30 protein-coding genes are annotated in these 26,132 nt (G+C 62.9%); 15 read left to right on the top strand and 15 right to left on the bottom strand.

Annotated features, from left to right (window positions below; translation table 11 throughout):
• The first annotated feature begins 43 nt into the window (after positions 1-43).
• Together L1073_RS13445 and L1073_RS13440 are read left to right on the top strand one after the other, a co-directional pair.
• Positions 44-295 carry a sulfurtransferase TusA family protein gene (locus tag L1073_RS13445; RefSeq protein WP_246900197.1) on the top strand — a complete coding sequence of 84 codons (252 nt, stop codon included), beginning with the start codon at positions 44-46 and terminating at the stop codon, positions 293-295.
• On the top strand, positions 292-1,383 hold the full coding sequence (locus tag L1073_RS13440; protein ID WP_246900047.1) for an AI-2E family transporter: 1,092 nt from the start codon (positions 292-294) through the stop codon (positions 1,381-1,383). Before L1073_RS13445 ends, L1073_RS13440 begins: the two co-directional genes overlap by 4 nt.
• On the opposite strand, the gene L1073_RS13435 is transcribed toward L1073_RS13440, so the two are convergent.
• Complete coding sequence (locus L1073_RS13435) at positions 1,384-1,860, bottom strand: peroxiredoxin (RefSeq protein ID WP_246900045.1); 477 nt, start codon at positions 1,858-1,860, stop codon at positions 1,384-1,386. It lies immediately after the preceding gene.
• 142 nt (positions 1,861-2,002) lie between these two features.
• Between L1073_RS13435 and L1073_RS17265 the strand changes: the two genes are divergently transcribed.
• The 5 genes from L1073_RS17265 to purC all read left to right on the top strand — a co-directional run bounded on the left by L1073_RS17265 (position 2,003) and on the right by purC (position 5,678).
• Positions 2,003-2,134, top strand: coding sequence for a hypothetical protein (locus L1073_RS17265; RefSeq protein ID WP_281506095.1), 132 nt, complete (start codon positions 2,003-2,005; stop codon positions 2,132-2,134).
• Positions 2,131-3,015: a 4-hydroxy-tetrahydrodipicolinate synthase gene (gene dapA, locus L1073_RS13430; RefSeq protein WP_246900044.1), complete on the top strand. Its 885-nt coding sequence runs from the start codon at positions 2,131-2,133 to the stop codon at positions 3,013-3,015. Before L1073_RS17265 ends, dapA begins: the two co-directional genes overlap by 4 nt.
• Before the next feature lie 85 nt (positions 3,016-3,100).
• A complete protein-coding gene (locus L1073_RS13425) occupies positions 3,101-4,051 on the top strand; it encodes an outer membrane protein assembly factor BamC (protein ID WP_246900043.1) in 951 nt (316 codons plus the stop codon).
• Positions 4,052-4,067: 16 nt separating this feature from the next.
• Positions 4,068-4,850 (top strand): MBL fold metallo-hydrolase, encoded by a 783-nt coding sequence (locus tag L1073_RS13420; protein WP_246900041.1) that lies wholly within the window; start codon positions 4,068-4,070, stop codon positions 4,848-4,850.
• Positions 4,851-4,967: 117 nt separating this feature from the next.
• The gene (gene purC, locus L1073_RS13415) at positions 4,968-5,678 is read left to right on the top strand and encodes a phosphoribosylaminoimidazolesuccinocarboxamide synthase (RefSeq protein ID WP_246900039.1); all 711 of its coding nucleotides are present in this window, start codon (positions 4,968-4,970) and stop codon (positions 5,676-5,678) included.
• Between the two features lie 91 nt (positions 5,679-5,769).
• Here purC and tsaA read toward each other — a convergent pair whose 3' ends face one another.
• A complete protein-coding gene (gene tsaA / locus L1073_RS13410) occupies positions 5,770-6,528 on the bottom strand; it encodes a tRNA (N6-threonylcarbamoyladenosine(37)-N6)-methyltransferase TrmO (RefSeq protein ID WP_246900038.1) in 759 nt (252 codons plus the stop codon).
• Positions 6,529-6,675: 147 nt separating this feature from the next.
• On the opposite strand from tsaA, the gene L1073_RS13405 reads away from it, so the two are divergent.
• Positions 6,676-7,155, top strand: coding sequence for a GNAT family N-acetyltransferase (locus L1073_RS13405; RefSeq protein ID WP_246900036.1), 480 nt, complete (start codon positions 6,676-6,678; stop codon positions 7,153-7,155).
• Between the two features lie 23 nt (positions 7,156-7,178).
• Here the strand turns inward: L1073_RS13405 and L1073_RS13400 are convergent, their stop codons facing one another.
• Positions 7,179-7,796: a class I SAM-dependent methyltransferase gene (locus L1073_RS13400; protein WP_246900034.1), complete on the bottom strand. Its 618-nt coding sequence runs from the start codon at positions 7,794-7,796 to the stop codon at positions 7,179-7,181.
• A gap of 123 nt (positions 7,797-7,919) precedes the next feature.
• Positions 7,920-8,714: an SDR family NAD(P)-dependent oxidoreductase gene (locus L1073_RS13395; RefSeq protein WP_246900032.1), complete on the bottom strand. Its 795-nt coding sequence runs from the start codon at positions 8,712-8,714 to the stop codon at positions 7,920-7,922.
• A gap of 219 nt (positions 8,715-8,933) precedes the next feature.
• On the opposite strand from L1073_RS13395, the gene L1073_RS13390 reads away from it, so the two are divergent.
• From L1073_RS13390 to astB, 5 genes are all read left to right on the top strand, one after another.
• Positions 8,934-10,148, top strand: coding sequence for an aspartate aminotransferase family protein (locus L1073_RS13390; protein WP_246900030.1), 1,215 nt, complete (start codon positions 8,934-8,936; stop codon positions 10,146-10,148).
• A 23-nt stretch (positions 10,149-10,171) separates the two neighbouring features.
• On the top strand, positions 10,172-11,236 hold the full coding sequence (locus L1073_RS13385) for an arginine N-succinyltransferase (RefSeq protein ID WP_246900028.1): 1,065 nt from the start codon (positions 10,172-10,174) through the stop codon (positions 11,234-11,236).
• Entirely contained in the window at positions 11,236-12,252 is a 1,017-nt protein-coding gene (gene astA, locus L1073_RS13380) for an arginine N-succinyltransferase (protein WP_246900026.1), read from the top strand. The genes L1073_RS13385 and astA overlap by 1 nt, the downstream gene beginning before the upstream one ends.
• Before the next feature lie 179 nt (positions 12,253-12,431).
• Entirely contained in the window at positions 12,432-13,901 is a 1,470-nt protein-coding gene (gene astD / locus L1073_RS13375) for a succinylglutamate-semialdehyde dehydrogenase (RefSeq protein WP_246900024.1), read from the top strand.
• Positions 13,902-13,927: 26 nt separating this feature from the next.
• Positions 13,928-15,271 (top strand): N-succinylarginine dihydrolase, encoded by a 1,344-nt coding sequence (gene astB, locus L1073_RS13370; protein WP_425531590.1) that lies wholly within the window; start codon positions 13,928-13,930, stop codon positions 15,269-15,271.
• Positions 15,272-15,285: 14 nt separating this feature from the next.
• On the opposite strand, the gene L1073_RS13365 is transcribed toward astB, so the two are convergent.
• The 8 genes from L1073_RS13365 to L1073_RS13335 all read right to left on the bottom strand — a co-directional run bounded on the left by L1073_RS13365 (position 15,286) and on the right by L1073_RS13335 (position 21,165).
• Positions 15,286-15,897: a putative adenosine monophosphate-protein transferase Fic gene (locus L1073_RS13365; protein ID WP_343322511.1), complete on the bottom strand. Its 612-nt coding sequence runs from the start codon at positions 15,895-15,897 to the stop codon at positions 15,286-15,288.
• A 4-nt stretch (positions 15,898-15,901) separates the two neighbouring features.
• Complete coding sequence (locus L1073_RS17370) at positions 15,902-16,060, bottom strand: YhfG family protein (RefSeq protein ID WP_425531588.1); 159 nt, start codon at positions 16,058-16,060, stop codon at positions 15,902-15,904.
• A 75-nt stretch (positions 16,061-16,135) separates the two neighbouring features.
• On the bottom strand, positions 16,136-17,185 hold the full coding sequence (locus L1073_RS13360; protein ID WP_246900020.1) for an SPFH domain-containing protein: 1,050 nt from the start codon (positions 17,183-17,185) through the stop codon (positions 16,136-16,138).
• A 2-nt stretch (positions 17,186-17,187) separates the two neighbouring features.
• A complete protein-coding gene (locus tag L1073_RS13355; RefSeq protein ID WP_246900018.1) occupies positions 17,188-17,646 on the bottom strand; it encodes an NfeD family protein in 459 nt (152 codons plus the stop codon).
• A 163-nt stretch (positions 17,647-17,809) separates the two neighbouring features.
• Positions 17,810-19,009, bottom strand: a complete 1,200-nt coding sequence (locus L1073_RS13350) for a CynX/NimT family MFS transporter (protein WP_246900017.1) — start codon at positions 19,007-19,009, stop codon at positions 17,810-17,812.
• A gap of 146 nt (positions 19,010-19,155) precedes the next feature.
• On the bottom strand, positions 19,156-19,740 hold the full coding sequence (locus L1073_RS13345) for an NAD(P)H-dependent oxidoreductase (protein WP_246900015.1): 585 nt from the start codon (positions 19,738-19,740) through the stop codon (positions 19,156-19,158).
• Positions 19,741-19,884: 144 nt separating this feature from the next.
• A complete protein-coding gene (locus L1073_RS13340) occupies positions 19,885-20,760 on the bottom strand; it encodes a LysR family transcriptional regulator (RefSeq protein ID WP_246900013.1) in 876 nt (291 codons plus the stop codon).
• 57 nt (positions 20,761-20,817) lie between these two features.
• A complete protein-coding gene (locus L1073_RS13335; protein WP_246900011.1) occupies positions 20,818-21,165 on the bottom strand; it encodes a putative quinol monooxygenase in 348 nt (115 codons plus the stop codon).
• Between the two features lie 634 nt (positions 21,166-21,799).
• Here L1073_RS13335 and L1073_RS13330 point away from each other — a divergent pair.
• Entirely contained in the window at positions 21,800-22,636 is an 837-nt protein-coding gene (locus L1073_RS13330) for a hypothetical protein (protein ID WP_246900009.1), read from the top strand.
• Positions 22,637-22,680: 44 nt separating this feature from the next.
• Here L1073_RS13330 and L1073_RS13325 read toward each other — a convergent pair whose 3' ends face one another.
• Both L1073_RS13325 and L1073_RS13320 read right to left on the bottom strand, forming a co-directional pair.
• Positions 22,681-23,235 (bottom strand): DUF924 family protein, encoded by a 555-nt coding sequence (locus L1073_RS13325; RefSeq protein WP_246900008.1) that lies wholly within the window; start codon positions 23,233-23,235, stop codon positions 22,681-22,683.
• Between the two features lie 25 nt (positions 23,236-23,260).
• Positions 23,261-23,767 (bottom strand): methylated-DNA--[protein]-cysteine S-methyltransferase, encoded by a 507-nt coding sequence (locus L1073_RS13320; RefSeq protein ID WP_425531587.1) that lies wholly within the window; start codon positions 23,765-23,767, stop codon positions 23,261-23,263.
• A 243-nt stretch (positions 23,768-24,010) separates the two neighbouring features.
• On the opposite strand from L1073_RS13320, the gene L1073_RS13315 reads away from it, so the two are divergent.
• Entirely contained in the window at positions 24,011-25,117 is a 1,107-nt protein-coding gene (locus L1073_RS13315; RefSeq protein WP_246900007.1) for an AbrB family transcriptional regulator, read from the top strand.
• Between the two features lie 75 nt (positions 25,118-25,192).
• Here the strand turns inward: L1073_RS13315 and L1073_RS13310 are convergent, their stop codons facing one another.
• On the bottom strand, positions 25,193-25,960 hold the full coding sequence (locus tag L1073_RS13310; RefSeq protein ID WP_246900005.1) for an ABC transporter substrate-binding protein: 768 nt from the start codon (positions 25,958-25,960) through the stop codon (positions 25,193-25,195).
• Positions 25,961-26,132: the final 172 nt, after the last annotated feature.

Below are 26,132 nucleotides of genomic sequence, written 5' to 3'. Positions count from 1 at the left end.
TAAATCGGTGCGTTTTCAACTACCCAACCGCTGGGGGACGCAGATGGCGTTGCAACCCGATCATATGCTCGATGCACGCGGCCTGCATTGTCCGTTGCCGCTGCTCAAGGCCAAGCAGGCCCTGTCGACGCTCGAGGTGGGCGCGTTGCTTGAGGTTCAGGCGACCGATGTGGGCTCGTGGCAGGATTTCGAGACCTTTGCCGCGCAGGGCACGCACTGCCTGGAGGCGCGCGAAGAAAGGGACGGCGTCTACTATTATTGGCTGCGCAAGGGCGAACGAGGAAGCACCGCATGACGATGAAAGGCCTCTTCAAGGGGTGGATGGAGCGCTATTTCTCGGATGAGGAAGCGGTCGTCTTGCTTATCGTGCTGGTGCTGGGCTTTGCCGCTGTCATTTGCCTGGGCCGGATGCTGGCGCCGTTCTTCACTGCTCTGGTGCTGGCCTTCCTTCTGGAAGGCGTGGTCGCGTGGCTGGAACGGCGAGGCTTGCCACGCCTGCTGTCGGTACTGGTCGTGTTCCTGATTTTCATGGGGGCATTATTGGCGCTGGCCTTGGTGATCATGCCGCTGGTCTGGAACCAGATGGTCGAACTGGTGCAGGAAGCGCCACGTATGTTCGCCAGTGGTCAGGCATTGCTGGATGCCTTGCAGTCGCGCTACCCGACCTTGATCACCCCCGATCAAATCGAACAGTGGATTGCCACCGCCGGGCGCGAAGCGACCCAGCTCGGTCAGCGGGCGCTGACGCTGTCGCTGGCGTCGTTGGGCAATTTATTGGGCGTGATCGTCTATCTGGTATTGGTGCCGATTCTGGTGTTTTTCCTGCTCAAGGACCGCCAGCGCCTGACGCTGTTCCTGCTGTCCCTGCTACCCAAGAAGCGTACCTTGATGACGCGCATCTGGCATGAGATGGACGATCAGATCGCCAACTACATTCGCGGCAAGGCGATCGAGATCCTGATCGTGGGCGTGGTCGCCTTCATTACCTTCTGGACGTTCGGGTTGCCCTATTCCACCTTGCTGGCACTGATCGTCGGCTTGTCGGTGCTGGTGCCATACATCGGCGCGGCGGTGGCGACCTTGCCAGTGGCGGCCGTCGCAGGTTTCCACTTCGGCATCGGCGATCAACTCGCCTACGTCCTGCTGGCCTATGCCGTTATTCAGGCGCTGGATGGCAATGTGCTGGTGCCGATCCTGTTTTCCGAGGCGGTCAACCTGCACCCGGTATCGATCATCCTCGCGGTGTTGTTCTTCGGCGGTATCTGGGGATTCTGGGGCGTATTCTTTGCGATTCCGTTGGCGACCCTGCTCAAGGCGCTGGTGTATGCCTGGCCGCGCGGTGTGCGCGACCCAGGCCTGCGATCTCCGCCTGCAGAGCAGTGATCAGGACGTCGCGTTGAGTTCACGGGCGGCGTCGAGGACCTCCTCGACGTGGCCCTTGACCTTCACCTTGCGCCATTCGCGCGCCAGTTTGCCGTCGGTGTCGATCAAGAAAGTACTGCGCTCTATCCCCAGATGTTCCTTGCCGTAGAGCTTCTTGAGCTTGATGACATCGAAGAGCTGGCATAGCGCTTCGTCCTTGTCGGAAATCAGCTCGAAATTGAACCCTTGCTTGGCCTTGAAGTTCTCATGGGCACGCAACCCGTCTCGCGAGACACCGAGAACGACGGTGTTCGCGGCCTCGAAGTCGGCCTTGTGATCGCGAAAATCGCCCCCTTCGGTGGTGCAGCCCGGGGTACTATCCTTGGGATAGAAATAGATCACGACCTGCTGGCCACGGTAGTCGGAAAGGGTGATCTGCGTATCGCCGGTTGCCGGGGCGGTGAAATCGGGAACGGGCTGGCCGATGCTGACGCTCATGAGGGTTCCTTGCGTGCTGATATGAAAGTGACGTGAAAGATAGCATTGCCTGAACGTGGATAGTCCAGATTACATAACCGCCAGGCGCGCGTGTCAAAGCACGCCGCTTCTGTACAGGATGAAGCTGGCTGAGTACCATTTGATGTTGATCGACATCATGACAGAAAAAGCCGGTCCGGCGCTCGAAACGCCCGGTTGGCGATACGCGCATTTTGATCGCCCGCGCATGCCGGTGGCACGCTGGCCCGATTCACAGGAGAGCACTGCAGCATGATCACAGGCAGCATCGTCGCTTTGGCGACACCGATGAAGGCCAGTGGCGATATCGACTGGGAGGCGCTGCGTCGCCTGGTGGGATTCCATCTCGACAACGGCACCGATGCCATCGTCGCGGCGGGCACCACCGGTGAGCCGACCACCATGTCGTTCGCCGAACATTTCGACGTCATTCGCTGCGTCGTCGAGGAAGTCGACGGCCGCGTTCCGGTGATTGCCGGTACCGGCGCCAACGCGACCTCGGAAGCGGTCGAGCTGGCGCGTTACGCACGCGAAGTCGGCGCGGACCTCTGCTTGTCGGTGGCCCCCTACTACAACAAGCCCACTCAGGAAGGGCTTTACCAGCATTTCAAGGCGGTCGCCGAGGGTGGCGGATTGCCGGTCATTCTCTACAACGTGCCCGGTCGCACTTGCTCGGATATCTACAACGAGACCGTATTCCGTCTCGCCGAAATCGAGAACGTCGTGGGGCTCAAGGACGCCACCGGTAATCTGGAGCGCGCCGAGGAACTGGTCGATCGCCTCAAGGGTACCGGCTTCGCGCTTTATTCCGGTGACGACCCCACGGCGTGCGAGTTCATGTTGATGGGAGGCCACGGCGATATCTCCGTGACTGCCAATGTCGCGCCGCATGCCATGCACGATCTCTGCGAGGCCGCCGTCGCCGGCGATGCCGAAAGAGCGCATCAGATCAACTCACGTCTCATGTCGCTGCATACCGCACTGGGCGTCGAGGCCAATCCGATCCCGGTGAAGTGGGCGCTCAACCGCATGGGGTTGGCGGAGCAGGGCATTCGCCTGCCGATGACGTGGCTATCCGAGAAGTACCACTCCACGGTGAGTGAGGCACTCCAGCTCGCCGATGTGGCCGAAGATTGACATACCGTCGTGAGCGGGAGGTCAGACGTTTACCTGCGTTAGCGATGCTCCTCGACGCCGATCAACGCATAAAGAAGGTGGATGCATGAAACCCGTCCTTAAATGGATGCCGCTGATCATCGGCGCCACTCTGATCGTAAGTGGCTGTAGCCGTTCCGGTTTTTATTACGACCGCAACGCCGAATACGCCGATGCCGAGATGGTCGAGCCAGTGACGCTGCCGGACTCGCGCGATTCGTCACGTTACCAGGACGCGATGCCGGTACCTGACGCCGAGAGTGATTTCGCGGCCACGGACGAAGACTTCGACGTGCCGCGTCCACGTCCGCTGGCTTCTAGCCAGGAAGCCGAGGCGACATTCGTCGAATCGCGCGAGGCTGGCGACGAACGCTGGTTGGTCGTCAATGCCGCGCCGGGCGGTGTCTGGCCGATGCTACAGGGATTTGCGTCCGCGCAAGGCGCCAATGTTGACAGTGCCGATGCCGATAGCGGGCGTCTCGAGACCAGCCTGGGGACGTTGAGCATCCGTCAGGGGTTGCGTGACGGCTCCAGTGAGGTGCGTTGTGAAGGCAGCAGCAACGAAACCCGGTGCCTCGACGCGCTGCAGCGCTACCTGAACGACAATGTCGGTGACCAGGAAGGCGTGTCTCTGGCGGCACAACCGCTGGCGAGCGATGAGCGCGTACGCTTATCGAACCATGGTGGTGAGTGGCAGCTCGAGCTGGCGCTGAATCTTGAGCGTGCCTGGCCGGAACTGCGTTATCAGTTGGAGAACAACTTCGAGGACCAACGCGGCGCCTTGGTCGACCAGAACCGTAGTGCCGGTCAGTTCGTGGTCGACTACACCGCTCGCGATGACGATTCCGGCTGGTTCGATTGGTTCGGCGGTGACGATGCGACCCAGCGCTACCGTCTCGATGTCAGTGCCAGTGGCGGCACCGCCACGCAGGTGCAGGTCAGCAGCGAAGACGGCGGTCCAGTGGATTCGGGCGATGCCCGTGAAGTGCTCGACGCCGTGGCGGCGACCTTGCGCTGAGATGCCGGACGGCATGATGGATCAGCCTCAGGCGGCCCTGCGTTTCGCATCGCTGGGTAGCGGCAGCAAGGGCAATGCCACGCTGGTCAGTGACGGTGAAACGCATGTGCTGGTGGATTGCGGCTTTGGTATGCGCGAGGCGGAACGTCGTCTCGCGCAGTTCGGCCTGCATCCCCGCCAGCTCGATGCCGTTCTCCTCACCCATGAGCACGGCGATCACATTCGTGGCGTAGGGCCCCTGGCGCGGCGCTATGCGATGCCGGTCTACCTGACCGCGGGCACCTGGCTCTCGGGGCGGCTGGGCGAAGTACCGCGACATGAGTGGGTGGTGCCCCAGTCATGCTTCGCGATCAAGGGACTGGAGATCGAGGCGGTCACGGTGCCCCACGATGCCCGCGAGCCGGTGCAGTTTCGGTTTCGCGCGCATGGGCGTCACCTGGGCGTGCTCACTGACCTCGGCTATCCCAGCGAACACGTCATCGATGCGTTCCGGGGTTGCGATGCGTTGATTCTCGAGTGCAATCATGATCGCCGTATGCTCGATGTCGGCCCCTACCCACGCAACCTCAAGCGGCGGGTCGGGGGGCACTGGGGGCATCTGGCCAATGTTCAGGCCGCGGAGCTCCTGACGCGGCTGGGGTTGGATCGCCTGCAGCGTATCGTGTGTTCGCATATCTCGGTGGAGAACAATCGTCCCGAACTGGCGCTGGAAGCGCTGACGCCGTTGTTGTCCGGCGATGAGTCGCGGCTGTTGGTATCGGCGCAGGAACACGGCTTCGCCTGGCAGAGCATCGCGTGAGTCGAGGCCGCGCGTCGTTGGCAGCGTAGAATGCCTTGAATAGTATACGTCGCGGGTCGTGCGATCCGCGCCCAGACAAGAGCCAGCCGGCCCCGCGAGGGCCATTGTGGAGACCCCATGGAAAAACGTGACGAACTGTACGCGGGCAAGGCCAAGTCGGTCTACCGCACCGATGACCCGCAGCGTTTGATCCTGCACTTCCGCGACGACACCAGCGCCTTCGACGGCAAGAAGAAGGAATCGCTGGCGCGCAAGGGCACGGTCAACAACAAGTTCAATGCTTTCATCATGGAAAAGCTTCAGGCGGCGGGCATTCCGACGCATTTCGAGATGCTGCTCTCCGACGACGAATGCGTGGTCAAGAACCTCGAGATGATTCCCGTCGAGTGCGTGGTGCGCAATGTCGCCGCAGGTGGGCTGGTGCGCCGTCTCGGCGTCGAGGAAGGTCAGACGCTGACACCGCCGACGTTCGAGTTGTTCCTCAAGGACGACGCCAACGGTGACCCGATGATCAACGAGTCGCTGGCCGAGACGTTCGGCTGGGCGACGCCCGAGCAGTTGGCGACCATGAAAGCGCTGACCTTCCAGGTCAACGACGTTCTCAAGCAGCTGTTTCTCGATGGCGACATGCTGCTGGTCGATTACAAGCTCGAGTTCGGCATGTTCGACGGTAAGGTAACCCTGGGCGATGAGTTTTCGCCGGACGGCTGCCGCCTGTGGGACGCCAATACCCGCGAGAAGATGGACAAGGACCGCTTCCGCCAGGGCCTGGGTGGCGTCATCGAAGCCTATGAAGAAGTCGGACGGCGGATAGGCATCACGTTCTGATTGCCGCGCGTTTCCGGCCTATCCCCAGCGGGGCGCCAACGGGCGCCCCGCTGTCGTTCACGCGGGACTGTCGTTCACGCGGGACTGTCGTTCACGTGGGAGAAGACAACACGATGATGTCTTCTATGTGCAGTGCTTCGATGCCGTTGGTCGTGGTCGGGTAGAAGCGCACGTCCACATCGCGCAGGCGCACGCCGTAGCGACGCTCGGGCTTGTTCTGCGCGTTCTTGTGGTACGCGGGGCGCGGATCCTGGGCCAACACCTGGCGAATCAATTCACGCAATGAGTCGCCGTCGCGACGCACCAGCAGGCGTGTCTCGGCGGCGGCCGAGAACGTCACCGGAAGCGACGGTGGTGGTGCGGGGGCGAAGCCACTGTGTGCTTCGGGGAGCGCTTCGGCCCAGGCCAGATAAGGCTTGATGTCGAGTACGGGCGTTCCGTCGACGAGATCGTGTCCGCGCAGGTGCAGTGTCACGCCATGGTGCGTGTCGACCTTCACCAGTTCGACCAACGACAGTCCTAGACGGTTGGGGCGATGCGTGCTGCGCGTGGCGAAGACGCCGTGCTTGACATTGCCACCCAGGCGTGGCGGGCGCACCAGCGGCGTCCAGCGTGTGGGACTTTGATGGAAGACGAAGGTCAGCCAGAGATGGCTGAACGCCTCCAGCCCGCGCACGCTAAGCGGATCGTCGAACGGCGGCGTCAGCGTCAGCGTCGCTTGCGCGGCGCTGGCCAGCCCGGGCTGGCGCGGAATGCCGAACTTGTCCGGATAGTCGCTGGCGATACGCCCAATGGGCGTGAGCGTGAACGCGTTGGATGCTTCGTCAGAGGAGAAATCGCAATCGGTCATCGTGGCATTATGCCTAATGCCGGTCCATGCGACGAGACATGCTGGTGTGGCGCTTGGGCCTTGTGTAGGCTGCGCTGTGCCCGTCACCATGGCGGGTTGGGCGTCTGCGGCGTGACCCGCCATGCAGGCCATTTCCAGGAGGCAACGGTGATCGAACGAATCGTCTATCGAGCGGCTACGCCGCGTGATGCCGCCGACCAGGCGGAAGTGTTTCACCACGCCGTGATGCAGGGGGCCGCCGGCTATTACACGCTGGCGCAACGCGAGGCGTGGACCATGGCTCTGCCGCGCGATGCCGAAGCCTGGGCGGCGCGTCAGGTGCTTTATCCCACCCTAGTGGCGGTCTGCGACGGGCGCTGCGTGGGGTTCTGCGAGCTCGACCCCGGCGAAGGGCGTATCGAAACGCTTTACGTGTGGCCCTCGCTGGCCGGTCGAGGCGTGGGCAGCCGCTTGTTGGAGCACGCCGAGGGCGAAATGCGCCAGCGCGGCGTGGCGTGCATGCGGATCGAAGCCAGCCTGGTACTGGCGGATGCCTTGATGCGCCGCGATTGGGCGCATCAAGGCGAAGATTGGGTGGCGCGAGGCGGCGAACGTCTGCCGCGTGTCAGGCTCAGCAAGGCGTTGTGAGGCGTTCGTGCGCCGGTGAGCGATCATGCCTTGCGCGCCAGCAGTGCACGAAACAGCGAGCCCATCATCACCGGTGTATCGTGCTCGATGACGAAGCCTGCACCTTCTAGAAGTGGCCGCGCCTGACGCGTGATATCGGTGGCCACAAACGACGTTACGATGTTCATCAGGCGCCTGCCCCAGCCGGCGGGGCGGGCATCGCTTTGGAACTTGTCCATCACGCATAACTGGCCGTCTTTTGTCAGCACGCGGTGCGCTTCGTGCAGCCCGGCCTCGGGATCGGGCATGACGGCGACGATCAAGTGCATTACCACCACGTCGAAATGCGCATCGGGGTAGTTCAACCGTGCGGCATCCATCGTCGCGGCGATCACGTCGAGGCCGTGGCGATCGGCACGCGCCCTGAGGCGCGCGATCATCATCGGCGAGATATCGATGGCATGCACTTCGATGTCGCGCGGCAGGCAAGGCAAATCGAGCCCCGTACCGGCGCCGATCAGCAGCACGCGCTGGCTCTGGCGCCAATGCACACCGTCCAACGCCAGGCGTCGTGCGCGGCGAAACGCCCGCGCCGCCACCAGGTCATAGATCGGCGCATAAAGCGAATAGCGCAGACGGTTCCAGGCGGTCGTGTTGAGCATGACGCGGCGCTCCGGCAAAGACATACCGCTGTCTTAGCACGTTGCCGGTGGGGCGTCCATGCGAGGATAGGCGCACGACACGATGCCGACACGGCCCGGGGGTATCGGGCCGTGCGCGTGCGATTACGCCATGCTGTCGACGATGCCGCCTTCCACTCGCAAGGGGGCGCCGGTCGTCGCGCTGGCCTGCGGCGAGGCGGCGTAGACGCTCATGTTGGCGACTTCCTCGGAGGTGGCGAGACGGCCGATGATCGAGCTGGGGCGGTTTTCCTTGACGAAACGCGCTTCCATTTCCTCCTGGGACACGCCTTCCTGCTCGGCCATCTGGGCGATCATGTTGACCACGCCCTCGGAACGCGTCGGCCCGGGCAACACCGCGTTGACGGTGACGCCGGTACCGGCCAGTACCTTGGCCAGCCCGCGTGAGATCGACTGCACGGCGGACTTGGTCATGCCGTAGTGGACCATTTCGGCGGGAATGTTCAGTCCCGACTCGCTGGACAGGAACTGGATACGTCCCCAGCCGCGCGCCTTCATGCCCTGAGCGTAATGGCGCGATAGTCGCACGCCGCTCATCACGTTGACCTGGAAGAACTGCTCCCAGGTGTCGTCGTCGATCTCGAAGAAATCCTGCGGGCCGAAGATGCCCACGTTGTTGATCAGAATATCGGTGTCCGCGCGGGCGTCGATCAGTGCCTGGCAGCCTTCGGTACTGCCCAGATCGGCGGCGACGCCGGACACCTGAGCGCCCGAGACGTCGGCTTTCAGCGCTTGCACCGCGCTGTCGACCCGCTCTTGGGTACGGCCGGTGAGGGTGACCTCGGCGCCGGCCTCGGCCAACCCCTGGGCGATGGCGAAGCCGATGCCGGCGGTGGAACCGGTGACGATAGCGGATTTGCCGCTGAGATCGATCTGCATGGTGCGTCTCCTTGTAGCGCCTCGTGTGTCCGATGTGGCTCCTCGCGTCGTGATGACACGACCATGAGCCTGCAAACGAATGAGTCGGGGCGTAGACGCCAAAACTCAACCTCTTTTCATAATTCGTCGTCACATCGCTGAAAGACCCGAGACCTCTCAGCCTCGTATACTCAATGCCAACCTACCGTATTCGTTGACCCACCCAGGAGGACCGACACGATGTCCCAGTCACCGACCCGCGACGATTTCGACCGCTACATGGTGCCCAACTATTCCCCGCAGCAGACGATTCCTGTGCGCGGCGAGGGCAGCCGTCTGTGGGATCAGGACGGGCGCGAATACATCGATTTCGCCGGCGGGATCGCGGTCAATGCGCTGGGCCATTGTCATCCCGCGCTGGTCTCGGCGCTCAAGGAACAGGCCGACAAGGTCTGGCATCTCTCCAACGTCTACACCAACGAGCCGGCGCTGGCCCTGGCCAAGTCGCTTGTCGAGCGTAGCTTCGCCGACAAGGCGTACTTCTGCTCCTCCGGCGGCGAGGCCAACGAGGCAGCTTTCAAGCTGGCCCGGCGCTGGGCATACGACAACGTCGGTGCACACAAGGACAAGATCATCTCCTTCCGCCAGTCGTTCCACGGCCGCACCCTGTTCACGGTCAGCGTCGGTGGCCAGCCCAAGTATTCCGAAGGCTTCGGCCCAATTCCCGGGCGTATCGAACATGCCGTGTACAACGACCTCGACAGCGTGCGCGCGCTGATCGATGACGAGACCTGTGCCGTGGTGGTTGAGCCGATGCAGGGCGAGGGCGGCGTGGTACCGGCCGATCCCGACTTTCTGAGCGGCTTGCGCACATTGTGCGACGCGCATCAGGCGCTGCTGGTATTCGACGAAGTGCAATCGGGCGTGGGCCGTAGCGGGCATCTCTATGCGTACATGCATTACGGCGTGACCCCGGACATCCTGACCAGTGCCAAGGCGCTGGGTGGCGGTTTCCCGATCGGCGCCATGCTGACCACCGACCGCGTGGCCCCCTCCTTGGCGGTGGGTACCCACGGTTCCACCTACGGCGGCAATCCGCTGGCCTGCGCGGTGGCGCTGGCGGCGGTGGAAACCATCGACACCCCGGAGGTCCTGGAAGGCGTCATGCATCGCCATGCGCTGTTCAAGGAGCACCTCGAAGCGATCAATCGCGAGTACGACATCTTCAAGGAAGTGCGCGGCCTGGGCCTGTTGCTCGGGGCTGAGATGGCGCCGGCCTACGCAGGGCGTGCCAAGGAAATCCTGCCGCTGGCCATGGAAGAGGGGCTGATGGCGCTGGTCGCCGGCCCCAATGTGCTGCGCATGGCGCCGTCGCTGGTGATCTCCGAGGCGGAAGTCCGTGAAGGGATGGCCCGCCTGGAACGCGCCGTGGCGCGCTTCGTGCAGGACGCATGAACCCGCAATCGAGAGACATTGCCATGCTTGTCGTTCGCCCCGTTCAACCCCGCGACTTGCCGGCACTGGAGCGCCTGGCGGGCAGTGCCACGCCGCGCCTGACCAATCTGCCGGCGCATCGCGACCGCCTCGAGGAGCGTATTGCGCGCTCGACGCGGGCCCTGGCGCGCGAGGTCGATTTTCCCGAAGACGAGGCCTATACCTTCGTGCTCGAGGATCTCGAGCTTGACGAAGTAGTGGGGACCGCCAGCATTCGTGCCCAGGCGGGCGCCATGGATGCCTACTACACCTATCGTCAGGAAACGCTGATCCACGCCTCGCAACAGCTCAACGTGCGCCGCGAGGTGCAGACCCTGTCGCTGTCGCACGAGACTTCCGAGACCACGCTTTTGTGCGCGCTGTCGTTGGACGCGCGTTACAAGGGCACCAGCGCCGAGAGCCTGTTGCGGCGCGCGCGGTTGATGTTCATCGCGCAGTACCCCGAGCGCTTCGCCTCGATTCTGGCCGTGGCTTTCCCGGGCTATCTCGATGCCGAGGGCGAGTCGCCGTTCTGGAACAGCGTCGGGCGGCACTTCTTTGCGCGTGGCTTTCAGGAGATCAACCTGCTGGCCGGGGTACGCTCGAAGAGCTTCATCGCCGAGGTGATGCCGCAGTTCCCGCTCTACCTACCCTTGCTCACGCCCCAGGCGCGTGCCGCCATCGGCCGCGAACACCCCGACCACGAGGGCGCGCTCGAGGAAATGCTCGGCGAAGGCTTCGTGCGCTCGCGGCACGTGGATATCTTCGATGGCGGGCCGGTGGTGCGCGGCGAGCGTGACCGTCTGCAGAGCGTCCGCCAGGCCAGTTGGCATCCGGTACGCTTGCGCCCCGGCAACGTGCTGCCGGATGCCGAACCGGCGTTGATCGCCAATCAGCAACTGGGCGGCTTCCGCTGCCTGGTGGCGCGCTATGCGCTGTCGCCCACCGGGCAGTTGATGCTCACGCCCGAGCATGCCGAGTTGCTGGGCGTCGAGGAAGGTCGCGCGGTCCTGGCCGCGCCAATGGCATTGCCCAGCGTCCTGGATGAGTTCGACGAGGGAGAAACCTGATGCGCATTCGACCCATCGAACGTCGCGATATCGATAGTCTGCAAGCCATGGCTTGGCAGACCGGCGTGGGGTTCACCTCGTTGCCCGACAATCGCGACTTCCTCGCTGCCAAGATCGAACACGCGGTCAGCGCCTTCGAGGAGCGCAGCGCCATCGACGACCGGCTGTATTTCTTCGTGCTCGAAGACGACGCCAACGGCGAGCTGGCCGGATGTTGCGCCATCGAGGCGCAGGTCGGCCGCGAAGTGCCATTCTACAATTATCGCCTGGGCACTCTGGCGCATTCGTCGGTGCAGCTCGACTTGCATCGCACCATCGATACGCTGTTTCTCAGTTCCGACCATACCGGCGATGCCGAAGTCTGCTCGCTGTATCTGCGCCCCGAATACCGACGCGATCGCAACGGCGCCTTGCTGTCCAAGGCGCGCTGGCTGTTTATCGCCGAGTTTCGCGATCGCTTCCCTGACAAGGTGCTTGCCGAGATGCGCGGGCGCTTCGACGAGAACGGCACCAGCGCGTTCTGGGAATGCCTGGGCAGCCACTTCTTTCCCATGAACTTCAACGAGGCCGACCGCCTGACCGGCCTCGGGCAGAAAAGCTTCATCGGCGAGCTGATGCCCAAGTTCCCGATTTACACGCCGTTTCTGTCCGAAGAAGCGCGGGCCTGCATCGGCGCGGTTCACGAGCACACCCGCCCGGCGCTGGAAATGCTCAGGAAGGAAGGGCTGCGCTGGGAGGGCTACATCGACATCTTCGACGGCGGCCCCACGGTGGAGGCCTATATCGACGATGTACGCGCGGTGCGCGACTCGGCGTCCTATCCTGTGGAGATCGTGGACGAGGCCGCCAGTGTCGAACGCCCGACCTGGTTGGTAGCGACGGCGAACATTAGCGAATTCCGAGCCGCCTGGATCGGACGCGGGCCCAGTGCGGATGGCGTGCTCACGTTGAGCGCGGATGAGGCTCGGCGTCTCGGCGTCGGTGCGGGCGACCGCTTGCGCCTGCTCGAGACGTAATCCGGCTGCGCCGGGAGTGAGAAGTCATAAGCTGTCAGCGACGGGCTTCGGGAAAAGGATTGCGAGCTTTCAGCGTGGCCGAATACTGCTTTTCGTAGCTCGTAGCTCGTAGCTCGTAGCTCGTAGCTCGTAGCTCGTAGCTCGTAGCTCGTAGCTTACAAATGAATCAGGAGCGACATATGCAACCCAAACAGCAGTTGCTGATCGACGGCGCCTGGGTCGAGGGTGATGCCGCGCGTTTCGACAAGACCGACCCCGTCTCCGGCGAGACACTATGGAGTGCCAGCGCGGCCAGCGCGGCCCAGGTCGAAGCGGCGGTAGCCGGCGCACGCCGGGCGTTTCCCGCCTGGGCGCGTCACAGCTTCGAAGAACGTCAGGCGGTGGTCGAGCGCTTCCGCGAGCGTCTGGAAGCCAATCGCGAGGCGCTGGCGACGAGCATCGCGCAGGAAACTGGCAAGCCGCTGTGGGAGGCGCGTACCGAGATCGGCGCGATGATCGGCAAGGTGGCAATTTCGATCACCGCCTATCATGAGCGTACCGGCGAACGCGCGCGGGATGTCGGCGGCAGCCGTGCGGTGCTGCGCCACCGCCCGCATGGCGTGTTGGCGGTATACGGCCCATACAACTTCCCCGGGCATCTGCCCAACGGGCATATCGTCCCGGCGCTTTTGGCCGGCAACGCGGTGGTCTTCAAGCCCAGCGAGCAGACGCCGATGACCGCCGATCTGACGCTGCAATGCTGGCTCGAGGCGGGCCTGCCCGCCGGTGTGATCAATCTGGTGCAGGGCGCGGCCGAGGTTGGTCAGGCATTGGCCGGCAGCGCCGACATCGACGGCTTGCTGTTCACCGGAAGCGCCAAGATCGGCGGGCTTCTGCATCGCCAGTTCGGCGGCCAGGTCGACAAGATCTTGGCGCTGGAAATGGGCGGCAACAATCCGCTGGTGGTCAAGGACGTGCCGGATCAGGACGCGGCGGTACTGTCGATTCTGCAGTCGGCGTTCGCCTCCGGCGGCCAGCGTTGCACTTGCGCGCGGCGTTTGATCGTGCCCCAGGGGGCGGCCGGCGATGCGTTGCTCGAAGCGCTGGTACATGCCATTGGCGCGCTGCGCGTGGCGGGGCCGTTCAGCGAACCGCCGCCGTTCTATGCGGGATTGGCCAGCGTCGAGGCCGCGGATGGCTTGCTGGCAGCCCAAGACGATTTCGTCGCACGCGGCGGGCGAATACTCGCGCCGCTGCGTCGCCTGGAGGAGGGCACCAGCATCCTCTCGCCGGGGCTGATCGACGTCACCGGCTGCGAGGTGCCCGACGAGGAGCACTTCGGGCCGCTGCTCAAAGTGCATCGCTATCATGATTGGGACGAGGCCATCGCCCTGGCCAACGATACCCGCTATGGCCTGTCGGCGGGGCTGATCGGCGGTGAGCAGGCCGATTGGGATGACTTCCTGCTGCGCATCCGTGCCGGCATCGTCAACTGGAACCGCCAGACCACCGGCGCCTCCAGCGACGCGCCGTTCGGCGGTATCGGCGATAGCGGCAACCACCGCCCGAGTGCCTATTACGCCGCCGATTACTGCGCCTATCCGGTCGCTTCGATGGAAACCGAGACGCTTAGCCTGCCCGATACCCTGCCGCCGGGGGTGACGCTATGAGCGAAGGTGCTATGAGTGAAGGTTCTATGAGTAAAGAGGTACGCGAGGTCAATTTCGACGGCCTGGTAGGACTGACCCACAACTACGCCGGGCTGGCGCATGGCAACGTAGCGTCGATGCGCCACGAGGGGCTTACGGCCAATCCCCGCGAGGCGGCGTTGCAGGGGCTCGACAAGATGAAGTCGCTGATGGAGGCCGGCTACGCGCAAGGCGTGTTGCCGCCCCAGCAACGCCCCGACCTGGGCGCGCTGCGCGATCTCGGCTTTACCGGTGATGACGCGAGCGTGCTGGCGCGAGCGGCCCAGGAAGCCCCACAACTGCTGCGCGCGGTATGCTCGGCCTCGTCGATGTGGACGGCCAACGCGGCGACCGTGACGCCGAGCGCGGATGCCCCGGATGGCCGCGTACATTTCACCGCCGCGAATCTGCAATCGAGCTTTCATCGCTACCTCGAACCGCGCACCACCGCGCGCGTGCTGGCGGCGATGTTCCGCGACGAGACGCACTTCGCGCATCACCCGGTGCTGCCGGCGACGCCGGCCTTCTCCGACGAAGGCGCGGCCAATCACACCCGGTTGAGCGGCGCGCATGGCGAGCCCGGCGTGCATCTTTTCGTCTACGGTCGCCAGGCGTTCGGCGGGCAACACGGCCCCACGCGCTATCCCGCGCGCCAGACCCTGGAGGCGAGCCAGGCGATCGCCCGGCAGCATGGCTTGAGCGACGCGCAGACGGTGTTCGCCCAGCAAAATCCCGAGGCCATCGATGCCGGTGTCTTCCATAACGACGTCATCGCCGTCGGCAATGGCCCGGTGCTGCTCTATCACGATATGGCGTTTCGGGATGAAGACGCCACGCTGGACGCGCTGCGCGCACGGATGGCGTCGCCGCTGATCCCGGTGCGGGTGCCGAGCGAGGCGGTCAGTCTCGAGGATGCGGTGTCGACGTACCTGTTCAACTCGCAACTGCTCTCCAACCCTGACGGCAGCATGACGCTGGTCGTGCCTGGCGAGTGTCAGGAAAATGAAACCGTGTGGCGGACGATTCAGGACCTGCTGTTGGCGGGGTACAACCCCATCAGCGAGGTGCTGGTCAAGGACGTCAAGCAGAGCATGCGCAACGGCGGCGGCCCGGCGTGTCTGCGCCTGCGCGTCGCGCTCTCGTCGGCCGAACGCCAAGCGCTGGGTGGCCGCGTGTTGCTCGACGAGGTCCTGCATGGCGACCTCACCGCCTGGGTCGAGCGGCATTATCGTGATCGGCTGACGCCCGCCGATCTCGCCGACCCGCAACTCGCCCGGGAATCGCTCACCGCCCTGGATGAACTGACGCAGCTACTGGGCATCGGCGCGGTATATCCGTTTCAGTTGGGGTGATCGCCTGGCGTGGTTCACGAGTTGGGAGACAACTCATCTAGTGGCCAGCCGATACATCTATCGAAGATGGCAATCATTGCATCATAGTCGCAATGGTAGGCAGCGATATTGGCGTGAAGCCATTCTTCACGCTGAATCCCTTCCCATGAAATCTCATAGCCATTATTAATGATGAGATGCTCGAAGAGAAGGCGCTGTGCCCGGCCATTGCCTTCTCTGAAGGGATGAATCACATTCAAATCGCCATAAAGCTCTGCGACGGCACTGACTAGCTGTTGACGAGGCAGATTCGTGAAATAAGTCTCATGCCTCAGGCGGGTGAAGAGCTTGTATGCCTCGGGTTCGATGCGCTGTACGTTACAGAAGCGCGTCTCACCTTTGGCGATGTCGATGGTTCGGATCTCACCAGCCCAAGGATAAAGATCGGCAAATAGCTGGCGATGAAGGTGCTTTAGATAATCGAGGTCGTAAGGGGGCGGAGCGAACTGAATAGTGTCTGCGGCGAGAACCGTCAGCTCACGCTCCGCTGCTTCAAGCGTAGGATCATCGCGAATGCCCAGTAAGTTCCTGAGCATGGTAGTCCCCTCGTAGCAATAAGGGTCTTGGCCAGCACCGTACTTATCCACAAGGTTAATTCTGACGATATTTTTTCAGGACAGCTGCTTTGCTGCTCGTGGGCCGGTAAGAGGAAGCCACATCTACACCCTCAAGTCGTAGACTGGCTGCATAGTTGGCCTGTCTCACCTTGGCGAAATAGGCCCGCTTGGCCTTCAGAGATACGTTTGGCATGACGACTCCTACAAGCGTTTCTTCCTATTCTACCGCATCATGGTCGCGATGAAGAGAGTGAGCGCACGGCCTGAGTCAGCTACTGCTGCCGGCGCCGCCGACCATTCCGCTGCGCAGGTCGGTGCCATCCTGGCGATTCTTGACGTGCTGGCTCACCACATCTTCCGGTGAGCCGGCCATCTCCCGGAACATGCCCATGCTGCCCAGCAGCGCGGAAGATTCGTAAGGCACGAACACGCGCTCGCCATCCTTGGCCATGTTCGGCAGCACCTTGATATAGCTCTGGCCGAGCAGGTAGCCCACCACGGTACGCTTGTCGTCCTCACTGTCGCCGATGGCGTTAAGGACCAGCTTGATCGACTCCTGTTCGCCCTCGGCACGCAAAATGGCGGATTGCTTGTCGCCTTCGGCGTTGAGAATCGATGACTCACGCTGGCCTTGTGCCATGGCGATGGCGGCGGATTTTTCGCCCTCGGCTTCGGTGACCGTCGCGCGGCGTTTACGCTCGGCCGCCATCTGCAGACGCATGGCACCTTCGACTTCCTCGGGCATGGCGATGTCCTGCACTTCGACGCGGGAGATCTTGACGCCCCACTTGGACGCGGGCTCCTCCATGGCGGATTGGATCGCGTTGTTGACCTCGGCGCGGGACTCGAACAGCTTGTCGAGTTCCATCTTGCCCACCACCGAGCGCAGCGTGGTCTTGGCCAGGACCTCGACGGCCTGACTCATGTTGGCGACTTCGTAGACGGCGCGCTTGGGGTCGATGATCTGGTAGTAAAGTGCGCCGTTGATGGTCACCGTGACGTTATCGGTGGTCACTACCGGCTGACCGGGAAAATCCATCACCGTCTCGCGGCGGTCGATGCGGGTCTCGTCGGTGGCGATCGGGTAGTACTCCTCGCCCTGCTTGCGATAACGGATCATGCTGATGGCGCGAGGCTGCTCGATGAACGGGATGATGATGTTGATGCCGCTCTCCAGCAGGCGGTTGAACGAGCCAAGTCGCTCGATCACCATTACCTCGGACTGTCGAACGATCACCAGTCCCTTGACGATGATCACAATGCCGATCGCAACGACGATCAGACTGAGGATCAATCCCGGGGTCAGAAATGAATCCATATTTATTGCTCCTGTGGCGATGCTGGCGTGACGATGGCGGTGGTGCCATCGAAGCGCTGGAAAACGACTCGGCTGTCTAAAGGCAGTTCAGTCGTGTGGGTATCGGCGACTCTCAATCGATAAAAATCGCCGTTGATCTTGATGCCGGTCGCGCCATCGAAATCGCGCTTGAGCGTACGATATTCATTGCCCTTCTCGACGCCCGTGCCGGTCGTTCCGTAGGCGACACCGCGGGGCGAGAACCAGGGGCGAATCACTTTGATGGTTATTGGCAACAGCAGCCCGGCGAGGACGCCGAACCCCAGTAGTTGCCAGGCGAGGCTGGCGCCGAGCCAGGCCAGGAGCGCCGTCAGCGCGGCGGCGACGGCCAGAGCGAGCAGCACCAACGCGCCTGAGGCGAGCTCCGCAAGGCCCAATAGCAGGGCAATGGCCAGCCAGGTGTAGGCGATATTCCAGTCCATATCAGTCCTCGGTGATCGATTCTTGCGGAAGTCTTGCGAGGATGGGGATCGGCTCCAAGAGCTTACTCGCATTTAATCCAGCAGCGTATCAGAGATTGCCGCTGCGGGCGGTGAGGAATGACCGCCAGCATGGGTGCGGGAGGTAGCACGACGTGACGGTGGCTCAACCTTCGCGCACCGTGACGAGCTTGGGCCGGCCGATCATCACTCCGGCGACGGTTTGCACGCTGAGCAGGGCCATCAGCAGCCACAGCGAGAGTCGCCAGTCGCCGGTGACGCCGTGCAGGGCGCCGAACACCAGTGGGCCGCCGGCGGCCATGAGATAGCCGAGGCTCTGGGCCATGCCGGAGAGCATGGCGGCGTGGTTGGCACGCCGGGTGCGCATTACGATCATGGTCAGGGCGAAGCTGAAACAGCCACCCTGGCCGGCGCCGAGCAGGATTGCCCATAGCGTGGGCGACGCCGTGGGCGCCAGCCACAATCCTACCAGCCCCAGCGCGATCAGCAGGCAAAGCCCCAGCACCAGCAGGCTATGGTGATTTAAGCGCGCGGCGAGACGCGCGATCACGTAACTCGCGGGAATGGTGGTCAGGTTGATGACTGACAGCATGTTCCCCGCAGCGGCGCTGGGCACGCCTGCGGCCGAGGCCACGGCGGGCACCCAGGTCTGCAGGGTGTAGAAGCCCAGTGATTGCATGCCCATGAACAGCGTCAAGGTCCAGGCGGTGCGGCTCTTGAATAGCCGCGTGATATTGGTCGATTGCCCGTCGTCGCTTGCCTTGGGCCGCCGCCAGGCCATCCAGATCCACAGCGCTGTGGTGGCGACGCCCACGCCCGCCCACATCAGGATGGGCACCGACCAGGCACCGCTGAGGTTCATCAAAGGCACGGCAGTCCCCGCGCCGAGCGTTGCACCGATCCCCATTACCACTGTGTAGAGCCCCATGGTCTGGCCGATGCGCTCGGGGCGGTCGCGCTTGACCAGGCTGGGCATGAAGACGTTGCCGAAGGCGATGCCCAGGCCGGCGAAGAATGTCCCGACGAGCATCACCGGCAGGCTCTCGATGCCACGCAGTAGCCCACCCAGCGCGATAGCGCCGAGTGCCAGAGCGATGGCGCGATCCAGCCCCAGGCGTGCGGCGACGCCGGGCGCCAGCGGCGAGAGCACCCCAAAGCACAGGATCATGCCGGTGGTGAACAAACTGGCGACGCCGGCGCCGATGGCCAGTGTCTGCATGATCGATTCGAGTACCGGCCCCACCACCACGATCGGCGCGCGCAGATTGACGGCCGCCAACGCGAAGGCGACGAGCCATAGCGCAGCGGGCAGGGGAGCGGCTGGGGAAGCGGAACGCGCGGACATGGACAAAGCCTTCCTCTCGAACGGGCGCGCTATCTTAGCATCTCGTTGAAACGCTTGCCGTGGGCCGAAAGGTGAAAGCGCAGGAGAACGAGGTAGGCAAGAGAAGTGCGGGCCGACGCGGTGAAGCGCCGGCCCGGTGTGCCGATTCAGGCGTTGGAAAAGTGCTCGCGCAGGTGGGCGCGATAGGCGTCGATATGACCTTCGATGTCGGGTGCCTTGATGACGTCGTTGGCGATATAGGTCGGCATGGCGTCCAGGCCAATGAATGCCTGCGACTTGTGGAACGGGAAGTAGACACCGTCGACACCGCGCCCCTCGAAAAAGTTGCCGGCTTCATCGAAGGCTTCGGCGGGTGCGTTCCATGTCAGCGAGAGCATGTAGTGACGTCCTTGGAGCAAGCCGCCGCTGCCGTACTGAAGGCTGGGGTCCTTGCGTGAGCGGCCGTCGCTGGCGTAGAGCGAGCCGTGGCCGGCGGTGAACACCTCGTCGATATAGCGCTTGACCGTCCATGGCGTGCCCATCCACCAACCGGGCATCTGATAGACGATGACATCGGCCCACAGGAATTTCTCGACTTCGGCGTCGGTATCGTAGCCGTCGTCGACGCGGGTCTCGCGGATCTCGTGGCCCATTTCGGCGAGTTCGCCGCGTGCCACGTCGTGCAGCGTATCGTTGTAACGGCCACCGGAATGGGCGAAGGCCTTGGCGCCGTTGATCAGCAGAATCTTCATGGTGTCGTTCCCACTTGGTAGGCATGTGAATGCAAAAGGTGGGGCAGTCTGCCGAGTCGCGGCCTTGCGATAAAGACGCCTAATTGCAAAACATTCTTGCATTAATCGCAAAGGTAGCTGCGTGCATGGTGCGGCGTGATGGAATCAGAGTGTCAGGCGGTCGACGAAGAAATCCAAAAAGGCATTGATGCGGCCGTGGAGCGCCGTATTGCGGTAGTAGACCGCTTGAATGGGCTCGTGGCGCTCGTGGGTGGCGTCGTCGAGTACCACCGTCAGGCGTCCGGCCTGGCGAGCGCCGCGCGTCAGGAAATCCGCCAGACAAGCGATGCCCACGTCGGCCTCCGCCATTTGCAGCAACGCTTCGCCGCTGCTCGAGGCGAGGGTGGGCTGGATGGTACGGCCGTCGCCGATGGGCCAGCGGTTGAGCTGGGTCAAATGCGTGAAGCCCAGTAGCACGTGATGCGCCAGATCCTCGACATGGTGCGGCGTGCCATAGCGTGCCAGGTAAGCGGGGCTCGCCACCAGGCGGCGCCGGCTATGGCCGAGCGGACGGGCATGCAGGGTGGAATCTTCCAGGCGCCCGATGCGAATGGCGACATCGGTGCGTTGTTCGATCAGGTCGATGTTGGTCTCGTGGGTGGTCAATTCCAGGCGCATCTTGGGGTAGGCGGCATGGAATTCGGCGAGGTGGGGGACGATCTGATGCAGCAGAAACGGCGTAGCGGCGTCGACGCGCAGGCGCCCGGCGGGCTCGCGACGGCGCACCGTGAGCGCTTCCTCGGCGGTTTCCAGGGTACCCAGCGCCTGGCGGGCCTGGGCGATGAATGCCTCGCCTTCCTCGGTGATATCCAGGCGTCGCGTAGTGCGGTGCACGAGGGTCGTCTCGAGCCGCTTCTCCAGGCGCGAGACGGCCCGCGAAAGCCGTGCGGTGCTGGTGCTCAGGCGCTCGGCGGCGGCGGTGAAGCCACCGGCATCGACCACGGCGAGCAACGCCTCAAGATCGTCCCAGCGGCTTTTCATGCCACCTCGCGATGCACGAAGGCAATGGCAGGGACGATCATCCGACGGTGCGGCGCATTACAGCTTGGGGGCGTCGAAATTGGCCGGCTCATCGGTATACACGCAGACATTGGCGTCTTCGACATCGCCGTCCTCGGCTTCGACGTAGTCAGCGAAGAAGGCCTGCACTTCGCGACGCTGGCAATGCGCTTCGAAAGAGGCACGGTCGGCCCAGATTTCGTGGAAGACGATGGGATAGCTGGTGCCATCGGCGAACGGGTTGTCGATCTTCCGGGTCACGGTGTACTGGATGCAGGCGTCTTCGCGGTGCGCGTTGGGCTCGAGCGCCTGAAGTGCCTGAAAGACGCTCTCTTCCTTGCCGGGCTTGGGCTTGAACTGGGCGGTGCAATAGATCTTGCTGGACATGATGACCTCGTGAATGGATACGGATGAAGGCGTAGACGATATCATCTTGGTGTCTGGTATCGGTAGCGTGAGAGGGTGCTTACAAAAGGGCTGCACTCGACAATACGGCGTTAAAATCGGCCTCAAAATACTCATTTACCCCATCTAAACTCCGTTTTTTCAGCCAATTTTGCCTTGTCTTGTCTTCGTTCGCCTGTTTTGTAAACACCCTCAGAGCCGCATCGCGGCTGTCCGTCGCGGCGTCTTAATCCAAAGGCGTATTGAGCGCGCTAGCGTAATTGCTTATCAAGGAGGCACAAGTCACTGTCATGCGAGGTTGCCCCCATGCGCATCGTGAAGCCGGATACCCTGCGCCATGCCCTCATCGTCTCCGCGATGGGCTCCGCCACCTTGTTGTTATCGGCGTTGAGCTACCAACTGCTGATCTGATGACGATGGCGCTCGGGCCGCCGAGCGGTTACGCTCTATCGGAAAAATGCCTGCGCTCACCCATACGGCGTTAAAAATCGACTCAAAATGCTCATTTACCCTGTGTAAACTCCGCTTTTTCGCCAATTTTTGCCTTGTCTGGCCATCGCTCGCCGATTTTTCAGACAGAGCTTAGGGTCTGGGCATTGTCCCGGGAGCTTTCGTCATGTCGCTGTCTTCTCGCATGCCCCATTGTCGCTGGGTGGTGGCGGCGTTACTGGTATTGGCGCTGGTCTCGTGGCTCGGCGTCACGCACGACGTGGCGATGGCCACGCTGGATGACGCTCTGTCCACGGCGTTCAAGAGCTTTGCCCTGGCCAAGGCGCTCAACGCGGCGATTTCGGTGATGCAGAGCATCACCGCCGACGCCATGGTCTTCCAGGTGCAGTTCGGCCAGGCGCTGGACCCCGCCAACGATCTCGTCGAGCGTTTCTCATGGATCATGTTCGCCTCCACGGCCTCGCTGGCCATGCAGAAGGTCTTGATCCAGATGGCCGGCCATACGCTCATCAAGGCGCTTTTCTCATTGAGTTGCCTGTTGCTGGCGGTGTCGCTCGTCTGGGGGCGTGGTGTCTGGCGCGAATGGGCGCGTCGGGCGTTCCTGCTGATGGCGTTCTTGCGTTTCGCGGTGCTCATCGCGGCGCTGGCCAGTACCTGGGTGGGCGATGCACTGATCGGCGACCAACGCGAGGGACTTTACACGGCGCTGGACCAGGACCGCGCGGTGTTTCAGGACGTCGCCGAGACGCAGGCTGGCATGCGTGAAGAAGACGACGGTGTTTGGCAGCGGCTCAAGGATAAATGGGACAGTGCCGTGGGCCATCCGGTGCGCGATCTGCTGACACGTCTGGATAGCATGACCGAGAACGTGGTGGCCTTGTCGGCGGTGTTCATCGTCCAGACGATTCTATTCCCGCTGGGCTTTCTCTATCTGGGCTGGCGCCTGCTCGGCACGCTGACAGCCCCGCTGGCAGGGCGTTATCCTGTTGCTCGCGGCGCCTGATCGCCAGACCGGGTCGCTCAAACTAGATACTTTCCAGACAATGCTTAGAAAGACGAGCCGGGCTGGCGTAAAAAGTCGCGTTCTTCCGGCGTCGATTCCCGACCAAGTACCGCATTACGGTGCGGATAACGGCCGAAGCGCTCGATAATCGCCCAATGGCGCTGCTCGAAGTCCAGGTTGCGCTCCAGTCCCGGATGATCGAAAAGCCGCAGAGCCTCCTGGTGGATCACGGGCGATTCGCTGTGCATATACGGCATATACACAAACGCGCGCTGTTCGGACGGTAGTCCTTGATCGCCGCCTTGCGCGACCAGATGCTGGGCGAGGCTCAGCGCTAGCGGGTCCTGAGCGAAGGCCAGGGGCTGATCGCGGTAGATATTGCGTGAGAACTGATCGAGCAGCAGTATTTCCGCCAAGGCACCGCGGTGACTTTGCCGCCAGGCGTAAAGCTCGCAGCGACACGCCGCGTCGTGGAGGGCCCCGAAGCGCTCGGTGAGCGCCTGATCGAACGACGTGCTCTTGTTGAACCACTGCTTGGGGCCCGCCTCAACGAACCAGAAATCCAGCACTTGCCGCGCCTGTTCAACATCTTGCGTCATGGCTCACCTCCGCTGTTTGATGCGTTTAACGCATTGGATGGTGCTTGATATGCGTGCGCTCGAGCTCAAGTAACCAGGCCTTGCGCTCGAGCCCGCCAGCGTACCCGGTGAGCGTACCATCACGCCCGATCACGCGGTGACAAGGCACGACGATGGGCAACGGATTGCGCCCGTTGGCGGCGCCGACCGCGCGCATTGCCTTGAGGTTGTCGATGTCCCGGGCGATCTCCGCGTAGCTGCGCGTCTCCCCGAAAGGAATGCGAGCCAATGCCGCCCATACGCGTTGCTGAAAGGGCGTACCTTGAGGGTCGAGTGGCACGTCGAAGTTGCGCAATTCTCCCTTGAGATAGGCGCTCAGCTGCTCGCGGCAGGTCTCGGTGAGCGGCGAGGGTGACGCCGGCGCCTGTGTCTCGACGCTGTCGACGAAGGTGATCTCGCGAATTCCATGCTCGCTGGCGAGGATGCGTAGCATGCCCAGCGGCGAGGTCGGCTCAGGCGTGAAGTAATCGATAGCGTAAGCGGGCATTACCATATCAGCGACTCCAGAGTTGCAGGGTGAGATAACTGCGCCCATCGAAGCGAGCATCCCGCGACAGACGGGCCACGCGGCAGCGGTCGGGATCGAGCATGGCGGGGACTCCTCGTGGGCATGACGACCCTAGTGTAACGCGTTGGCGGCACCGGACTCGCCGGATTCGGTAGTGATATGCGCGGGCGGTGGTCTCGCCGATATTACTTAGCCTGCTATAATGCGTCTCTTTTGCGGAGCATTCCCTTGGCCCCTTCTCCGTCCCCTGCGCCTTCTCGACCGTCATCTTCCCGCATGCGCCGTGCCGGGCTGTGGCTGGGCTTGTTCGTGGCGTGCTGCGTGGCGAGTGGCGTGCTCAACTATTGGCATATGCCGGCGGGCGGTTTCATCGGCCCGATGCTGGTGGGCATCGCCTTCGGTATCGGCGGCAGCGGCCTGCGTCTGCCGAGGCGCTGCTTCAAGCTCGGCCAGGGCACGGTCGGCGTGTTGATCGCGCACGCCATGACGATGAGCGTGCTGATGACGATCCTCGATGGCTGGCTGGTGATGCTGTTGGCCACGGCCATTACTTTGCTGCTCAGCCTGCTGGTGGGGATCGTTCTGGTGCGTTACGGCGGGCTTCCCGGGAGCACGGCAGCCTGGGGCACCACGCCGGGCGCGGCGGCGGCGATGGTGGCGATGGCTGAGGAGCGCGAAGATACCGACCCGCGCATCGTGGCGGCGATGCAATACGTGCGGGTGGTATGCGTGGTGCTCGTGGGCGCCCTGGTGAGCCATTGGCTAGGGGTAAGCGGTACGCCATCGCGCAGCGGAAGCGGCTTGCCAGGCGACTTGGCCGGGGTGCTCGATCTGGCGATTACCCTGGCGGTCGTCGTCGGTGGGGTTTGGCTGTGCGATCGTCGCTTGCCGGCGGGTGCCTTGCTGGGGCCGATGCTCATCGGCACGCTGCTGCATCTCGGCGGCTGGGCGACGCTGTCGATGCCCGCGCCCTTGCTGATGCTGGCTTACGGCTTCATCGGCGTCTATGTAGGGCTGCGCTTCGATCGTGACGCGCTGGCGACCGTGGCCCGCTCGCTAGGCAAGATGGTCTTGGCCTCGCTGGTGCTGATCGCCCTATGCGCGCTCTCGGCGCTGTTGATGGTGGGGCTCATGGATACAGACTTCATTACCGCTTATCTGGCGACCAGCCCCGGTGGACTTGACTCGATGACAATCATCGCCATCGACACGCATGCCGATGTAGGGCTAGTGGTGGCGCTGCAGACATTGCGGCTTTTCACGGTGATGCTGCTGGGGCCGGCGATGGCGCGCTTCATCGCGCGTTTCGCCCGGCCCGTGGAGGAGACGTCCTGAGCGTTTGCCGTAACGCAAAGGGGCGACCCGAAGGCCGCCCCCATGGCGTCTGGCGTTAATTTGTAAAACGCCGCCTTACTTGGCTTCTCCAACGAAATACTTGTTGTAGAGCTCCTCATAGGTGCCGTTGTCTTTCAGGGTCGCCAGCGCCTCGTTGAACTGGTTCGCCAGTTCCTGATCGCGCTTGCGGAATGCAACGCCGAAGCCTTCGCCGAAGTACTTCTTGGGCTCGGTGATCATCTCGCCGACGACTTTATAATCGCCTTCATCGCTATCCAGCAGGGTGGACTTGCCTATCGGGAAGTCCAGGAAGGCGATGTCGACGCGACCGGCATCCATGTCGAGGACGAGATCGTCTGCGGTGGAGTAACGGCTGATCTCTGCCGCGTCGCCGAACATGTCGGTGACGTAATTGTCCTGCAAGGTCCCGCGCTGCACCCCGATGGTCTTGTCTTCGAGCGTCTCCTTGGCGGGGAAGTCGATGCTGCTGTCTTGCGGCGCGAACCACGCTGAAGGCGGCGTGATGTAGGGGTCGGAGAAGAGCACGGTCTCCTTGCGTTCTTCGTTGATGGTCATCGAGGACATGATCGCATCGTACTTACGCGCCATCAGGCCCGGAATGATGCCATCCCACGCTTGCACGACCCACTCGCACTTCCTGTCGATCTCGGCACACAGCGCATTGCCCAGCTCGATGTCGAAGCCGGTGAGTTCACCGTCGGACGTACGGTATTCCATCGGCTCGTAAGGCACGTCGACGCCGATACGCAAGGTGTCCTGAGCGAAAGCGCTCCCTGCCAGCAGGGCGCTGCCGAGAAGGGTGATGGTCAGCAATTTTTTCATGGAAAGCTCTCTACGGAATTTGCAGTGTGTTGTTATGGAGCCGCCTCGTGAGCAGCCCTGAGTTTCACGCCTTGCAGCATAGCGAAGCGCCGCCTTGATGCCTAGCATCGCGTGGCTTGGCGAGGGGCGGGGCAGCAGGTAGCCGCGTGCGTCGGCTGAATTCCATAGCGCT

The organism is Chromohalobacter nigrandesensis (genome assembly GCF_023061285.1).
Classification (GTDB): domain Bacteria; phylum Pseudomonadota; class Gammaproteobacteria; order Pseudomonadales; family Halomonadaceae; genus Chromohalobacter; species Chromohalobacter nigrandesensis.
This window is presented reverse-complemented; position numbering and strand designations above follow the sequence as displayed.

Excerpts from the sequence above, each read along its gene's own strand:
- L1073_RS13445 (WP_246900197.1), top strand. The coding sequence starts at position 44 with ATGGCGTTGCAACCCGATCATATGCTCGATGCACGCGGCCTGCATTGT.
- L1073_RS13440 (WP_246900047.1), top strand. The coding sequence starts at position 292 with ATGACGATGAAAGGCCTCTTCAAGGGGTGGATGGAGCGCTATTTCTCG.
- L1073_RS13435 (WP_246900045.1), bottom strand. The coding sequence starts at position 1,860 with ATGAGCGTCAGCATCGGCCAGCCCGTTCCCGATTTCACCGCCCCGGCA.
- L1073_RS17265 (WP_281506095.1), top strand. The coding sequence starts at position 2,003 with ATGTTGATCGACATCATGACAGAAAAAGCCGGTCCGGCGCTCGAAACG.
- dapA (WP_246900044.1), top strand. The coding sequence starts at position 2,131 with ATGATCACAGGCAGCATCGTCGCTTTGGCGACACCGATGAAGGCCAGT.
- L1073_RS13425 (WP_246900043.1), top strand. The coding sequence starts at position 3,101 with ATGAAACCCGTCCTTAAATGGATGCCGCTGATCATCGGCGCCACTCTG.
- L1073_RS13420 (WP_246900041.1), top strand. The coding sequence starts at position 4,068 with ATGGATCAGCCTCAGGCGGCCCTGCGTTTCGCATCGCTGGGTAGCGGC.
- purC (WP_246900039.1), top strand. The coding sequence starts at position 4,968 with ATGGAAAAACGTGACGAACTGTACGCGGGCAAGGCCAAGTCGGTCTAC.
- tsaA (WP_246900038.1), bottom strand. The coding sequence starts at position 6,528 with ATGACCGATTGCGATTTCTCCTCTGACGAAGCATCCAACGCGTTCACG.
- L1073_RS13400 (WP_246900034.1), bottom strand. The coding sequence starts at position 7,796 with ATGCTCAACACGACCGCCTGGAACCGTCTGCGCTATTCGCTTTATGCG.
- L1073_RS13395 (WP_246900032.1), bottom strand. The coding sequence starts at position 8,714 with ATGCAGATCGATCTCAGCGGCAAATCCGCTATCGTCACCGGTTCCACC.
- L1073_RS13390 (WP_246900030.1), top strand. The coding sequence starts at position 8,934 with ATGTCCCAGTCACCGACCCGCGACGATTTCGACCGCTACATGGTGCCC.
- L1073_RS13385 (WP_246900028.1), top strand. The coding sequence starts at position 10,172 with ATGCTTGTCGTTCGCCCCGTTCAACCCCGCGACTTGCCGGCACTGGAG.
- astA (WP_246900026.1), top strand. The coding sequence starts at position 11,236 with ATGCGCATTCGACCCATCGAACGTCGCGATATCGATAGTCTGCAAGCC.
- astD (WP_246900024.1), top strand. The coding sequence starts at position 12,432 with ATGCAACCCAAACAGCAGTTGCTGATCGACGGCGCCTGGGTCGAGGGT.
- astB (WP_425531590.1), top strand. The coding sequence starts at position 13,928 with ATGAGTAAAGAGGTACGCGAGGTCAATTTCGACGGCCTGGTAGGACTG.
- L1073_RS17370 (WP_425531588.1), bottom strand. The coding sequence starts at position 16,060 with ATGCCAAACGTATCTCTGAAGGCCAAGCGGGCCTATTTCGCCAAGGTG.
- L1073_RS13360 (WP_246900020.1), bottom strand. The coding sequence starts at position 17,185 with ATGGATTCATTTCTGACCCCGGGATTGATCCTCAGTCTGATCGTCGTT.
- L1073_RS13355 (WP_246900018.1), bottom strand. The coding sequence starts at position 17,646 with ATGGACTGGAATATCGCCTACACCTGGCTGGCCATTGCCCTGCTATTG.
- L1073_RS13350 (WP_246900017.1), bottom strand. The coding sequence starts at position 19,009 with ATGTCCGCGCGTTCCGCTTCCCCAGCCGCTCCCCTGCCCGCTGCGCTA.
- L1073_RS13345 (WP_246900015.1), bottom strand. The coding sequence starts at position 19,740 with ATGAAGATTCTGCTGATCAACGGCGCCAAGGCCTTCGCCCATTCCGGT.
- L1073_RS13340 (WP_246900013.1), bottom strand. The coding sequence starts at position 20,760 with ATGAAAAGCCGCTGGGACGATCTTGAGGCGTTGCTCGCCGTGGTCGAT.
- L1073_RS13335 (WP_246900011.1), bottom strand. The coding sequence starts at position 21,165 with ATGTCCAGCAAGATCTATTGCACCGCCCAGTTCAAGCCCAAGCCCGGC.
- L1073_RS13330 (WP_246900009.1), top strand. The coding sequence starts at position 21,800 with ATGTCGCTGTCTTCTCGCATGCCCCATTGTCGCTGGGTGGTGGCGGCG.
- L1073_RS13325 (WP_246900008.1), bottom strand. The coding sequence starts at position 23,235 with ATGACGCAAGATGTTGAACAGGCGCGGCAAGTGCTGGATTTCTGGTTC.
- L1073_RS13320 (WP_425531587.1), bottom strand. The coding sequence starts at position 23,767 with ATGGTAATGCCCGCTTACGCTATCGATTACTTCACGCCTGAGCCGACC.
- L1073_RS13310 (WP_246900005.1), bottom strand. The coding sequence starts at position 25,960 with ATGAAAAAATTGCTGACCATCACCCTTCTCGGCAGCGCCCTGCTGGCA.